This is a genomic window from Cupriavidus sp. 2TAF22, assembly GCF_052115045.1.
Classification (GTDB): domain Bacteria; phylum Pseudomonadota; class Gammaproteobacteria; order Burkholderiales; family Burkholderiaceae; genus Cupriavidus.
This window is the reverse complement of record NZ_JBFRFX010000010.1, coordinates 15116-28681: the sequence shown is the minus strand read 5'-3', so window position 1 is coordinate 28681 and position 13566 is coordinate 15116. Positions and strand designations below refer to the sequence as shown.

At 67.7% G+C, this 13566-nt stretch carries 12 protein-coding genes; 2 read left to right on the top strand and 10 right to left on the bottom strand.

Annotated elements, in window-relative coordinates; translation table 11 throughout:
* Window positions 1-46 precede the first annotated feature (46 nt).
* The 8 genes from AB4Z48_RS13920 to AB4Z48_RS13885 form a co-directional block, all read right to left on the bottom strand.
* Window positions 47-1279, bottom strand: a complete 1233-nt coding sequence (locus tag AB4Z48_RS13920; protein ID WP_441614812.1) for an acyl-CoA dehydrogenase family protein — start codon at window positions 1277-1279, stop codon at window positions 47-49.
* 177 nt (window positions 1280-1456) lie between these two features.
* Complete coding sequence (locus AB4Z48_RS13915; protein WP_441614811.1) at window positions 1457-3559, bottom strand: acetate--CoA ligase family protein; 2103 nt, start codon at window positions 3557-3559, stop codon at window positions 1457-1459.
* Between the two features lie 73 nt (window positions 3560-3632).
* Window positions 3633-4031 (bottom strand): Zn-ribbon domain-containing OB-fold protein, encoded by a 399-nt coding sequence (locus AB4Z48_RS13910; RefSeq protein ID WP_441614809.1) that lies wholly within the window; start codon window positions 4029-4031, stop codon window positions 3633-3635.
* Window position 4032: 1 nt separating this feature from the next.
* Window positions 4033-5202, bottom strand: coding sequence for a thiolase domain-containing protein (locus tag AB4Z48_RS13905; RefSeq protein ID WP_441614807.1), 1170 nt, complete (start codon window positions 5200-5202; stop codon window positions 4033-4035).
* A 66-nt stretch (window positions 5203-5268) separates the two neighbouring features.
* Entirely contained in the window at window positions 5269-6183 is a 915-nt protein-coding gene (locus tag AB4Z48_RS13900; RefSeq protein ID WP_441614805.1) for an SDR family NAD(P)-dependent oxidoreductase, read from the bottom strand.
* A 77-nt stretch (window positions 6184-6260) separates the two neighbouring features.
* The gene (locus AB4Z48_RS13895; RefSeq protein WP_441614803.1) at window positions 6261-7226 is read right to left on the bottom strand and encodes a Bug family tripartite tricarboxylate transporter substrate binding protein; all 966 of its coding nucleotides are present in this window, start codon (window positions 7224-7226) and stop codon (window positions 6261-6263) included.
* A 62-nt stretch (window positions 7227-7288) separates the two neighbouring features.
* Window positions 7289-8530: a CaiB/BaiF CoA transferase family protein gene (locus AB4Z48_RS13890; RefSeq protein WP_441614801.1), complete on the bottom strand. Its 1242-nt coding sequence runs from the start codon at window positions 8528-8530 to the stop codon at window positions 7289-7291.
* Between the two features lie 108 nt (window positions 8531-8638).
* A complete protein-coding gene (locus AB4Z48_RS13885) occupies window positions 8639-9805 on the bottom strand; it encodes an acyl-CoA dehydrogenase family protein (protein ID WP_441614799.1) in 1167 nt (388 codons plus the stop codon).
* Between the two features lie 282 nt (window positions 9806-10087).
* Between AB4Z48_RS13885 and AB4Z48_RS13880 the strand changes: the two genes are divergently transcribed.
* The gene (locus AB4Z48_RS13880) at window positions 10088-11155 is read left to right on the top strand and encodes a MaoC family dehydratase (RefSeq protein WP_441614797.1); all 1068 of its coding nucleotides are present in this window, start codon (window positions 10088-10090) and stop codon (window positions 11153-11155) included.
* Between the two features lie 24 nt (window positions 11156-11179).
* Entirely contained in the window at window positions 11180-12187 is a 1008-nt protein-coding gene (locus tag AB4Z48_RS13875) for an HpcH/HpaI aldolase/citrate lyase family protein (protein ID WP_441614796.1), read from the top strand.
* 104 nt (window positions 12188-12291) lie between these two features.
* On the opposite strand, the gene AB4Z48_RS13870 is transcribed toward AB4Z48_RS13875, so the two are convergent.
* Window positions 12292-12699, bottom strand: coding sequence for a nuclear transport factor 2 family protein (locus AB4Z48_RS13870; RefSeq protein WP_441614794.1), 408 nt, complete (start codon window positions 12697-12699; stop codon window positions 12292-12294).
* A 114-nt stretch (window positions 12700-12813) separates the two neighbouring features.
* Window positions 12814-13077 (bottom strand): hypothetical protein, encoded by a 264-nt coding sequence (locus AB4Z48_RS13865; RefSeq protein ID WP_441614792.1) that lies wholly within the window; start codon window positions 13075-13077, stop codon window positions 12814-12816.
* Window positions 13078-13566 lie beyond the last annotated feature (489 nt).

The following is a 13566-nucleotide window of genomic DNA, read 5'->3' as shown; positions in this document are numbered from 1 at the left end:
CCTTGTGTGTCCTTGTGTTCCGGGCGTTTGCCCGTGGCGGCGGGCCTCAGAAGGCCATGTCGCCTTCGAGCAGGCGGCGCGCGATGGTGCGGCGCTGGATCTCGGAAGTGCCGTCCGGGATGCGCATGGTGCGCGCGAAGCGGTAGCCTTCTTCGAGGCGCAGTTCGTTGGTCAGGCCCATGCCGCCATGGACCTGGATCGCGCGGTCCATCACGCGGCCCACCATCTCGGTGGACGAGGCCTTGATGATCGAGACTTCCTTGGTGGCGGGCAGGCCCTCGTCCACCAGCCAGGCGCAGTGGCGGATCATTGACTTTGAAGCGTAGATGTCCATGGCGCATTCGGCCAGCATGAACTGGACTGCCTGGTAGTCGGCGATCGGCTGGCCGAAGGTCTTGCGCACCTGTGAATAGGCCACCGCCTGCTCCAGTGCCCACTGGGCGAGGCCCAGGCAGGACGCCGCCATGCTCAGGCGGCCGGCATTCACGCCGTCGAGCGCCACGGACAGGCCGCGGTCGACCGGGCCGAGCCGGTGGCTGTCCGGGACGCGCACGTTGTCCAGCGCGACGATGCCGATGTCCGCGCCGAGGTGCCCCATGGTCGGGATCACGCTGGGCACCGAGAAGCCGGGCGTATCGGTGGGCAGGAAGAAGCCGGTGATGCCGCCGCGGTGGGCGCGCGCCTTTTCCTCGTCGGTGACGGCGAAGACCATGGCGTAGTCGGCATAGGGCGCGTTGGTGATCCACTGCTTGGTGCCGTTGAGGATCCAGCCGTCGCCGTCGCGCACGGCGCGGGTGCGCATGCCGAACACATCGGAGCCGGCGTCCGGCTCGCTCAGGCCGAAGCACATGGTCTTGTCGCCGCTGGCGAGCGCTTCGCGGTACTGGTCCAGGACGGCGGGGTCGAGATGCCTGAGCACCGGCGACAGGCCGTTGGTGAACGGCGAGGGCAGCACCACGGTCTGCACCAGGTGGCGCCCCGGCCCGCAGTGCGCGTTGAGGCGCTCCTGGATATACGCCGCCGCCTGCGCTCCCAGGCCGCCGCCGCCGAGCGATTCGGCGCTCAGCGCGGTATAGAAGCCCAGTTCCGCCGAACGCATCCGCACCTGGCGGCGCAGGGCGAGGATCTCCTGGCAATAGCGGCCGTCTTGCTGGTAGATGGTGCGCTCGCTGGCAAGCAGCGCGCGATGTTCATGTTCGAGCGCCGCTACCTCGCGGTCGATGAACTTGATCAGGGCGTCGCCGAACTCGACCCATTCTCCGGGTATGTGGAAATTCATCTGGTTGTCTCCGTGCGTCGTTGTCTTGGTTGCCGCGCAATGCCTGCGCGGCCTGGTGCAATGCGGTGTCCGCCCGGCACAATCACTGACCGATGCAGAGATGCTAATTAATTCGCCGTCAACCGACACCCGCCTGAGACGGGTGGGCGGGCGGCGCCTGGCGCCTTGGCGCGCACATCAGGCGGAGGTTTCAATATCGATCACGGCGTCGGCGGCGAACGCGCCTTGTCCTTGCGGCATGGCGAACACCGGGTTGAGGTCGACCGCCTGCAGCCGCGGGCCGGCGGCCACCGCGAACGCGGACAGCCTGGACAGCGTGCGTGCCAGCGCGGCAATGTCGGCGGGCGGTGTGCCGCGCGCACCCGTCAGCAGCGGCGCCCCGCGAATCGAGCGGATCAGCGCCTGCGCCACGTCTTCGCCGAACGGGCAGCGGTGGAATACCACGTCTTTCAGGACTTCGACGAACACGCCGCCCAGGCCGAACATGGCGATCGGGCCAAAGACGGGGTCGCGCTTGATCCCCATGATGCACTCCACGCCGCCACTGACCTGGCTGGCGACCAGCACGCCCTCGATGCGCGCGTGCGGCGCCGCCTGGCGGGCACGGGCCAGCAAGGTGGCATGGCCGGCGCGCACCGCGTCTTCGTCGCGCACGTTGAGCAGGACGCCACCGATCTCCGACTTGTGCAGGATGTCCGGCGACAGGATCTTCATCACCACGGGAAAGCCGATCTCGCGCGCAGCCAGGACGGCGCCTTCGGCAAGCTCGCAGGCGCGCTCCGGCACGCTGGCGATGCCGGCCGTGGCAAGCAAGGCCTTGGCCTGCGCTTCGGTGGGCGTAGCCGCCGGCAGTGCCACCGGGGCGATGACGGGCGCGGGTGCCGGTGCAGGCGCCGCGAACGCACGGCCGAACCTGCCCATCGCGGCGATCGCCACCACCGCGCGGGTCGGGTCCTCGAAGACGGTGAAGCCGGCTTCCTCGTAGCCGCGCAGGACCTCGTGCGGCCCCAGCAGCACCAGCACATAGAGCCGGTCCGGATGGCGCGCGCGCACCTGCGCGAGCTGCTCCATCAGCCGCGGCGCCACTGCCGGCGTGCTGCCGGCATAGGTAAAGAAGCCCAGTACCGACCGGTAGCCGCCGTCGCCCACCATCGACTCCGTGAACGGCTCGATCAGCGACAGGTCGTTGACGAACTGGGCGGTGGTGTCGACCGGGTTGCGCGGCGAGCAGATCGGCAGCAGGCTGAGCAGCCTGGCCTGCGCCTCGGGCGGCATCTCCGGCATGGGCAGCCCGTGGTCTTCGGCGGCATCGGAGATGATCACGCCGGCGCCGCCGCTTACCGTGATCACGCCCAGTGTGTTGTGTTCCGGGTAGATGCCGCGCGTGGCCAGCCGCACGATGTCGAGCATTTCCTCGGTGGTGCGCGCGCSCACCACGCCCAGCTCCGCCAGCACGGCGTCGACGATGGCATCGTCGCCGGCGATGGAGGCGGTATGCGAGCGCGCCGCCGCGCTGCCAACCTCGCTGCGGCCGACCTTCATCATCACCACCGGCTTGCGGGCAGCGCGCGCGGCCTGCAGCGCCGCGACCAGGCCGTCGCCGTCCCGGATGCCCTCGGAGTAGAGCGCGATCACCCTGGTGTGCGGGTCGTCGACCAGCAGCCGGACCGCGTCGCCCAGCGTCAGGTCGGCTTCGTTGCCGGTCATGACGATGGTGGACAGGCCGATGTCCGCGGCCTGCGCCGCGCACACCAGGTGGCCGCCGTAGGCGCCCGACTGGCTGGCGATGCCCACGCCGCCGCGCCGCATGGTGCCCAGCGTGAGGCTGGAGGCGAAGCTGCCGACAAAGCCGCTGTGGACATTGATCAGTCCCAGCGCGTTGGGCCCGAGCAGACGCATGCCGGTGCGGCGCGCGGCGGCCACCAGCTCCGCTTCCATGACGATGCCCTGGCCGCCGGTTTCGGCAAAGCCTGCGCTGAAGAGGATGGCCGCGCCGACGCCGCGCTCGCCCAGCGCCCTGACCGTGTCCAGCACCTGGCTGGCGGGCACCGCCACGATGGCGACATCCGGCACTTCCGGCAGCTCGGCGATCGAGGCATAGGCCGGCAGGCCCTGTACTTCGCGCCGGTTCGGGTTGACGGGCAGGATGCGCCCGGCGAATTCCAGCTTGCGCATGGCCGCGATCGGCCTGCCGCCGATGCGCGCGGGATCGTCAGATGCGCCGATGATGGCGACGGAGCGCGGATTGAGCAGGCGGAGCAGGGAAGCAGTCGAGTTCATGGATCGGTGTGGTGTCTGGTCGTCGTTGTCGGGGAAGGCAGCATGGGGTCCGGCCGACGGGCCGGTCCGCTGCTCAGGCTGGCGCGAAGGCCGGCACCGGCGCGCCGTCTTCGCTCGGTGCGAATCTGACCTGGACTGCCTGGCCGATGTGCACCGTGTCGAGGTCGCAATCGATGATGTTGGTCATCATCGAGACGCCTTCCTCCAGCGTCACGTAGGCGATGCAGAAGGGCGTGGGGCCGGCGCGGCGGGTGACGCTGAACGCATAGATGGTGCCGCGGCCCGAAGCCTGCTTCCATTGCGTGTCGCCCATGCAGAACGGGCACAGCGTGCGCGGATACCAGTGCGGCTTGCCGCAGGACTTGCAGTGCCGCACCAGCAGGCGGTGCGCGCGCGCGGCCTGCCAAAACTCTGCGTTGTCCGGCAGTTCGGCCGGCGCCTTGAACAGGGCGTGGGTGTAGGGGGTCGTCATCTTATTGCTCTCGTTCCAGGATCAGGGTGGCGCTGCCGTGGCGCGAGCCGAGGTAGCCGCCGGTGCCCTGGGCCAGCGCCAGGCTGCAGTTCTTCACCTGCACGGCGGGATGCGCTTCGCCGCGCAGCTGCCTGACCGCTTCGATTACCTTGGTGATGCCGCCGCGGTTGGCCGGGTGGTTATTGCACAGGCCGCCGCCGTCGGTATTGAAGGGCAGCTTGCCCACGCCGGAGATCAGGTTGCCGTCGGCCACGAACCTGCCGCCTGCGCCCTTCTCGCAGAAGCCCAGGTCTTCGAGTTGCATCAGCACGGTGATGGTGAAGCTGTCGTAGATCGAGGCGTACTGGATGTCCGCCGGGGTTACGCCAGCTTCGGCAAAGGCGATCGGTCCCGAGACGGCTGCGGCCGACCAGCTCAGGTCCACCTCGCCGCCGAGCTGCCCCTTGAGCGCCTCGCCGGCGCCACGGATCTTCACGGCCGGGCGCTTGAGGGTGGCGGCGATCTCGGGGCGCGCCACGATCAGCGCGCCGCCGCCGTCACTCACCACGCAGCAGTCCAGTTTGCGCAGCGGGTCCGAGATCAGCGGCGAGGCCAGCACGTCCTCGACGCTCACCAGTTCGCGCAGCATGGCGTTCGGGTTGTGCTGCGCGTGGTGTGACGCGGCTACCTTGATCCATGCCAGTTGCTCGCTGGTGGTGCCGTACTGGTGCATATGCCGCATGGCCACCATCGCGTACAGGTTCACCGTCAGCGGGTTGAAGTGTGCCTCGAAGGGCAGGTCGGGCGCATCCTTGCCCCAGTTGCGCGCCTGCGTGCCGCTCGAGCCTTCCGAGCGCGGGCGCCCGGCCAGGGTGATCAGCGCGACATTGCACTTGCCGGCCGCGATGGCCTGGGCCGCGTGGGAGACGTGAGCCAGGTAGGCCGAGCCACCGGTATCGGTGGAGTCCACGTGCCGTACCTTGAGGCCAAGGTAGTCGGCCATGTTGACCATGCCTAGGCCGGGCGCGTCGCCGGCGCAGAAGTAGCCGTCGACGTCGCGCAGCGACAGCCCCGCGTCGGCGAGCGCGCCGCGCGCGCATTCGGCGTGGAGTTGCGCCACGGTCTTGTCCGGGGCCTTGCGGGTCGGGTGCTCGTACGCGCCGACGATGTATGCCTTGCCGTTGATGCTCATGCTATTGGTCTCGATGCGTCAGGCCTGGGTGGCCGGTGCCGTTGCATTGGTGGGTCAGATCCGGCCTCAGATCGGATCCCAGTTGATGACATCGGGCGAGCGCTCCAGCTTGAAGAAACTGTTGCGCATGGCCGGCATGGCGATCTCGCCGATGGCTTCGGGTGTCCAGCCTTCGCCCATGTGCACCGAGCGCGTGGGACGGGACTGGCTCATCAGCATCAGTTCGTTGGCGCGCACGGCAAAGACTTGGCCGCTGACCTCGCGCCCGGCATCGCTGGCGAGGAATACCGCCATCGGCGCGATCTTGCCGGGCTCCATGCGCTGCAGCCTGGCCACGCGGGCCTTCTCATCGGGCGTTTCCGCCGGAATGGAGTTGGTCATGCGGCTCCAGGCGAACGGCGCGATGCAGTTGGAGCGCACATTGAAGCGCGCCATGTCCAGCGCGATCGACTTGGACAGCGCGACGATGCCGAGCTTGGCCGCAGCGTAGTTGGCCTGGCCGAGGTTGCCGATCAGCCCCGAGGTGGAGGTCATGTGCACGTAGGCGCCGCTCTCCTGGTCCTTGAAGTGGTTGGCGGCGGCACGGCTGATAAAGAACGTGCCGTGCAGGTGCACGTCGATGACCGAGCGCCATTCTTCCTCGTTCATCTTGAAGAACATGCGGTCGCGCAGGTTGCCGGCGTTGTTGACGACGGCATCGATGCGGCCGAAATGGTCCAGCGCGCACTGGACCACGGCATGGGCGCCTTGCCAGGTGGATACGCTGTCGGTGTTGGCCACGGCCTCGCCGCCGGCGGCGCGGATCTCTTCGGCAACGCGCTGCGCGGGGCCGGCATCGCCGCCGTCGCCGGACATCGTCACGCCCAGGTCGTTCACCACCACCCGGGCCCCCGCCGCGGCCATCGCCAGCGCGACGCCGCGCCCGATCCCGCCGCCCGCGCCGGTCACCAGCGCCACCTTGCCTTGCATCAATCCGCTCATTGTTTCGCTCCTCTGATTTGATCGTCCGAATACCCGCGCCGGTCGCGGCGGGGCAGCTTGTCCTGCGTCCTGCGGCCCTACTGGGGCTGGATGCCGGCTGTCTTCACCACGCCGCGCCACAGCGCCAGGTCCTTGACGATGCGCTCGCTCAGCGCGGCAGGTCCCGCGATCAGCGGCTCGTAGCCGGCTTGCCGCAGGCTGGTCTGGAAGGCCGCGTCCCGGGCCAGCGCCAGGTGCGCCTTGACCAGCGCGTCGACGACATCCGCGGGCAGCTTCGGTGGCCCGATCACGGCAAACCAGCCGCTCATCCGGTAGTCCTTGATGCCCGCCTCAGCCATCGTCGGGACGTCGGGGAGGGCCGGGCTGCGCTGTGCCGAGGTCACGGCCAGCGGGCGCACGTTGCCGCCGCGGATCTGGCTGATGGCGGTGCCGGTGGCGTCGAACATGTAGTCGATCTTGCCGCCGATCAGGTCGGTCATCGCCTGTGCGTTGCCCTTGTAGGGAACGTGGAGCATCGGCGTGCCGCTCATCTGCGCCAGCAGTTCGGCGCACAGGTGGTTCGAGGCGCCGATGCCGGCGGAGCCATAGGTGACGCCGCCCGCGTGCGTGGCGGCGTAGCGGGTCAGGTCCGTCAGGTTCCTGACGGGAGATGCCTTGCTGACCAGCAATACGTTGGCGTAGTCGCTGACCAGCCCGACCGGCGTGAATCCCTTGACGGGGTCGTAGCCGGCCGACTTCTGCACCACCGGCACCATCGTCATCATCGGGCTGGTGACGAAGTCGAGCGTATAGCCGTCGGGCTCGGCACGCGCCGTCATGTTCGCCGCGATGGCGCCGGCGGCGCCGGCGCGGTTGTCCACCACCACGGGCTGCCCCAGCAGCTGGCCGAGCCGGCTGGCGTAGGCGCGGGCGGCGACGTCGGTGGGGCCGCCGGCGGCAAAGCCGACCAGCAGACGGATCGGGCGCGACGGGTAGCGCTCGGCCCAGCACGCGGCGGAGGTGGCGGCCAGCAGCGCGCCGGCGATCAGGTATCGGAACTTCATCTTGTCTCCATCTCTGTTTCGTTTTCGATTTCGTGTTTGCGTGGGTTTGCTGCAGGGCTGCGCTAGCCGATCGCGCCGGCATCGCGCAGCCGCTCGATCTCCGGCAGCGCATAGCCGGCCCCGAGCAGGATGTCTTGCGTGTGTTCCCCCAGCAGCGGGGCGCGGCGCCGCACCGCGCCCGGCGTGGCGCTCAGCTTGATCGGCACGCCGGCGATGCTGACCGGGCTGGCGGAGCCTGGCTGCTCGACCTCGACCAGCATTTCGCGGACCCGGTAGTGCGGGTCTTCGAACACCTCGGCCGAGGTGTAGACCGGCCCGAACGGCACGCGCCCGCCCAGGCACTGCGCCAGTTCTTCCTTGCTGCGCAGCGAGGTGAAGGCCTCGATGGCCTCGATGACCAGCCCGGCGTGCTTCACGCGCGCCGCGTTGGTGGCGAAGGCTTCGTCGGTGACCAGTTCAGGCCGGCCGATCGCCAGCGCGAGCTTTTCCCAGAAGGCGTCGTGCGCGCAGGCGATCGATACCCAGCCGTCGCGGGCGCGGAACAGGCCGAACGGGCAAAGCAGCGGGTGGCGGTTGCCTTCGGGGGCGGGCACGGCGCCGGTGTAGGAGGTCTGGTAGACGATGCGCTCGCACAGGGCCAGCACGCAGTCGGTCATGGCCACATCCACGAACTGGCCCTGGCCGCTCTCGCGCGCCCGGTGCACGGCGGCGAGGATGCCGATGCAGAGCATCAGCGCCGGCACGGTGTCGCCCACGCCGGGGCCGATCTTGGTTGGCGTGTCGCGGTCCGGCCCGGTGATGCCCATCATGCCGCCCATGGCCTGCGAGACCACGTCGTAGGCGGGCCAGTGGGCGTAGGGGCTGGCCCCGCTGCGGGGGTCGCCGAAGCCGCGCACGGTGCCGTAGACCAGGCGGGGGTTGGTCTCGCGCAGGATCTCGTAGGACAGGCCGAGCCGCTCCATCACGCCGGAGCGGAAGTTCTCCACCACGATGTCCGCGCTGTCGATCAGCCGGTGGACGACCGCCCGGCCCCCGGCTGTCTTCAGGTCGACCGCGATCGAGCTCTTGTTGCGGTTGACGCTCTGGAAGTAGCCGCCGAAATCGCGCAGCGTGTCGTCGTCCCGGAACGGGCCGGTGATGCGCGTGCCGTCGCCTCCCATGGCTTCGACCTTGATCACCTCCGCGCCATGGTCGGCGAGGATCTGCGTGCAGAACGGTCCTGCCAGCATCTGGGTCAGGTCGATCACGCGAAGGCCCGAAAGGGCGCCCGGGCCGTGGCCGGGCCGCTGTGCGGGGTTTTCCATGCTGTGTTCCGGTGATTTCCAACTTGTTTGGCCGCGCGCCGGGCTGCCGGCGTCGCAGGCATGGCCAGGCGCTCGCGCCGGCCACCAGTGCGGGGATGCCTGCGCGGGCTATGCCGCCATCTTTCCAAGCAGCGCATCGGAGATGATGCGCATCTGGATCTCGGACGTGCCCTCGAAGATCTTGGTCAGGCGGGCATCGCGCCAGTAGCGTTCCGCGGCGAAATGCGTGGTGTATCCGGCGCCTCCGTGGATCTGCAGGCCTTCGCTGGTGACGCGCTCCGACATCTCGCTGGCGAAGAGCTTCACCATGGCGGCCTCGGTGTCGCAGCGCATGCCCTCATCGATCTTTTCGCAGACCGAGTAGAGCAGGGCGCGCGAGGCTTCGATCTGCGTGGCCATATCGGCCAGCTTGAAGCGGATCGCCTGGAAATGCCCGATGGGCGAGCCGAACTGCGCGCGGTCGCGGGCGTATTGCAGCGCATCGTCCAGGCTGCCCTGGGCCAGGCCGATCGAGCGCGCGGCGGTGTGGGCGCGGGCGGTTTCCAGCCCGGCGGTGGTGAGGTAGAAGGCCTTGCCTTGCTCGCCCACCATCTTCGAGGCGGGCACGCGGCAGCCGTCGAAGGCCAGTTCCCACGTGGTCCAGCCGTGGTAGCCGATCTTGGGGATCACGCTGCCCTTGACGCCCTCCGGCAGTTGCCCGCGCGGCTTCTCCACCATGAAGGCGCTCAGTCCGCGGTGGCGGGCCCTGGCGTCGATCACGGGGTCGGTGCGGCAGACCACGAGGATGAAATCGGCCTCGTCGGCGAAGGTGCACCAGTACTTGCTGCCGGTGATGAGCCAATCGTCGCCATCACGCACGGCGCGGCAGGAAATGTTGGCCACGTCGGAGCCGGCATTGGGCTCGGACAGCGAGAAGGCGCCCAGGAACTCGCCGCGCGCCATGCGCGGCAGATACTCCGCCTTCTTCTCGGGCGGCAGGCCCTTCAGGGCACCGATCAGGCCGTTGCCGCGGGCGATCAGGCTGCCCACGCTCATCCATCCCCGCGAGAGCTGCTCAGCCACCAGGCAGTACTCGTAGGCGCCGAGGCCCAGGCCGCCGTATTCCTCCGGGATCAGGATGCCGAAGTAGCCCAGTTCGGCCATCTCGTCGATCAGTTCGCGCGGGATCTGCCCTTTGTCGGGGTCCAGCTTGTTGGCGACAGGCAGCACGCGCTCCATCGTGAATTGATGTGCGGCTTCCTTGATCATGCGCCGCTCTTCAGTCAGTCGTTGCACCTTGCGCTCCTTCGGTAAGTTCGTTTCGCCGTGGTCGATGGCGTTTATGTGCGTACATAGTAGCTGAGAAACCATGGCGGCTGGCAAGCCGAAAGAACACCACCCACCCATCCCGGGTGGGTCGGCGGCTTAATTTCGAGGAAGTATGGCGATAATTTCGCCTCGCCCCCGCGGCCGGACATGCCTCGCCCGAGGTTGACAACACGTTTGTTATGGGCGACTATGTACGTACAAAGATTTTTGTGTGCAACGGAAGCGACGGATTGCGACGTGGAGAGAACAATGGGAAAAGGCAGGGCGGGAAATTACTTCGAGGACTTCCGGCTGGGCATGACGATGCGGCACGCCACGCCGCGCACACTGACGGACGGCGAGCGCAGCCTCTATGTCGGGCTGACCGGGAGCCGCGCCGCGCTATACACCGCGCAGACCAATGCCAGGCTGGCGGGACTGGAGCGCCTTCCGCTGGAAGACCTGCTGGTCTTCAATACGGCATTCGGCAAGACCGTGCCGGATATCTCCCTGAATGCGGTGGCGAACCTCGGCTACGCGGATGTCCGCTTTCTCTCTCATGTCTATGCGGGCGACACGCTGTTCGTGGAAAGCGAGGTCATCGGCCTGAAAGAGAACTCGAACCGCAAGAGCGGGGTGGTCTATGTGCGTTCCTCGGCGAGGAACCAGGCCGGCAAGGAAGTCCTGAGCTGGATCCGCTGGGTCATGGTGCACAAGCGTGACCCGGCCGCGCCGTGCGGCGAACCGGTGATCCCGCAACTGGATGCCGTGGTGGCGCCGTCGCGCCTGGCGCGGCCCGGCTACTGCGCGGGCGCCCGCGATATCTGCATGGCCACCGGCGTACAGGACCTGTGGGAAGACTATGAAGCCGGCGAACGGATCGACCACGGCGGTGCCATGACGATCAACGACAGCGACCACAGCATTGCCACGCGCCTCTACCAGAATACGGCCAAGGCCCATTTCGATGGCTTCTCCATGGCGGCCAGGCCGGGCGGGCAGCGCCTGGTCTATGGCGGGCACATCATCTCTATCTGCAAGGCGTTGTCTTACGATGGTCTTGAGAACGCCTTGTCCATCCTGGCCGTCAACGGCGGCAGCCACGTCAATCCCAGCCATGCCGGCGACACCATCGCCTGCGCCACCGTGGTGCTGGACAAGCTGGACCTGTGCAGCCCCCATGTAGGCGGGCTGCGGCTGCGCACGATCGGCGCAAAGAACATCCGCAGTGCCGCCGACATCAGCTTCCCCGCCCCGGACGGGGGCAAGACCGAATACCCCTCGAACGTGGTGCTCGACCTCGACTACACCATCGCCATCCCGCGCAAGGCGCGCTAAAGAACACAGCTACAGGAGACTCTCATGACGACTGCAACCCATCCCAGGCTCGCGCTGTTTGCCGGCGAGAAAGTATTCCCCGCCTTGTCTGCCTGCGAACACTTCGCCGGCAGCGAGAAGCTGATCGGCAAGGCAATGGACCTGCAGGTCGAGTACGGCCCGGTATTCGACATCACCTGCGACTGCGAGGACGGCGCCGCGGCCGGCCAGGAAACGGAGCACGCGGCCATGGTCGTGCGCATGATCAATTCCGAGCGCAACCGCTACGACAAGGCGGGCGTGCGCATCCATGACCCTGCGCATCCGGCCTGGCGGCAGGACGTGGACATCGTGATCGGGCAGGCCGCGAGCCGGGTGGCGTACATCACCATTCCGAAGGCAACCAGCCACGAACAGGTGCGCGAGGTCATCGACTACATCGGCCGCAAGACGCGCGAGGCCGGCGTGAACCGGGTGGTACCGGTCCACGTCCTGATCGAGACGCACGGCGCGCTGCGGGACATCTTCCATATCGCGGCGCTGCCGCACATCGAAGTGCTGGATTTCGGCCTGATGGACTTCGTCAGCGGCCATCACGGCGCCATCCCGGCCGCGGCCATGCGCAGCCCGGGGCAGTTCGAGCACGCCTTGCTGGTCCGCGCCAAGGCGGATATGGTGGCCGCCGCGCTCGCCAACGGCGTGGTGCCGGCGCACAACGTGTGCCTGAACCTGAAAGATGCCGAAGTGATCGCCGCCGACGCCGCTCGGGCGCGCACGCAATTCGGCTTCCTGCGCATGTGGAGCATCTACCCCGCCCAGATCCAGCCCATCGTCAATGCCATGCGGCCGGATTTCACCGAGGTGGCCGACGCGAGCGCGATCCTGCTCGCGGCGCAGGATGCGGACTGGGGACCGATCCAGTACAAGGGCGAACTGCATGATCGCGCTACCTACCGCTATTTCTGGAGCGTGCTGGAGAAGGCCCGGATCACCGGCATGTCGCTGCCGCCGGAGGCCGAGTCGCGCTTCTTCGGGCAAGACGCGCGCGCGTGAGGCCCGCAGCCTGGAGGCATCGCCGGTGCTTGCCGTGATCTGACCCGGGCACGTCGGCCGGGCCGCCTTCTTGCCGTGCCACCCGGATCGCCGAGTGCGGCTGCCTAGGCACGGGCGGCGCGGGAAACCGCAAAGCTGTCCTCGATCATCCGGAAGTCGACGATCTCTCTCTCGGAGACGGTCAGGATAAGCGTGAAGGCGGTTTCGATGTCCTTGCCGGTATGCCTCACGCGTGAAGCGAGTTCGCCGATGAGGACCGCGCGGCTATCGTTTGTCAGGATGTCGTGGATATCGAACCGCAGCGGCTCCAGCAGCCTTCGTGAATCGCGGAAGAATTCAGTCGCAGCGTGGCGGCCAACGCGCCTTCCGATCCAGGGCAGGACACCGACGTCACCCGCGATCTCGAAGCGCAAGTCCTTGCTGAAGAGTGCTGCGATCACCTCGGGGTCCGCGCCGGCGCTCAGCCTGGCGAGAAATTCGCTCGCAATGCGGTTGGTTTCCAGAATACCCATGCTGTTTATCCTTGGTTTGCGGAGCCTGTCCCCGATCCCGCTGCGCAGGCGCTCGCGTTGATTGCCTGGCGCTGACGGAACGCAATGCTGGCGCCGAATGCCCAGACGTGCGTCTTAGTTCGGTTGCGTGGCCGCAGCCGGCTGGGCGTTCTTTGCGTCGGCAGCCACAACAACGGTCTTCTGGGTGGCTTGTGCGGCGTGGACGTCCGCTCTGGCGGCCGCGCGTGCCTTTTCGATGACGTACCAGTCTGGCCCCGCATGCGCCGAAATCGATGTGAGAAACGCCACGGCGGTGACGGAAGCCAGCATCGCGATCTTGAGCAGGGCCAGCCGTGGCAGTGACTGGGTTTGTTGGCGGAGTCGAGCGTTGGTCATCATGATTCCTTTGGCGGGATGGCGTACCAGCAAGCAAGTGCGTGCCTGGTCTCGGTACCGGAAACATGCGGATGGCCAGATGCTTGAGGACCGATGGATGAAGGATGGTCCAGGAATGCGATCACGTCCAAGACCCATATCCCATCGACGCGATAGGCAAATTGAATAGTGGCGTGGAGCGGTTGGCGCGCCTGGCGAGATAGAGCCCTGGAGGTTCTTGCCCGCAAAGGAGGCGGCGGAAAGTGCATGCCGCGGCTGGATGGATGTTCGCCGGCGGCATGTGCGTTCTCCCCGAAGTGCTCAAATGGCCGCGTACCGCAGCCGATGCCTGGCGCCCGGGGGCCGAACTTCCGTGCCGTTTCGGATCGGTTGCCATCCCGGCGTTCACCCGATGGCGATGTGGTCGCGGGGCAAGCCTCAAGGGGGCCCGATCGCGATGGTGCCCGGCGACGGTGATGGCCAGAAATGAGCAGGATATGTCCCCAAACCGTC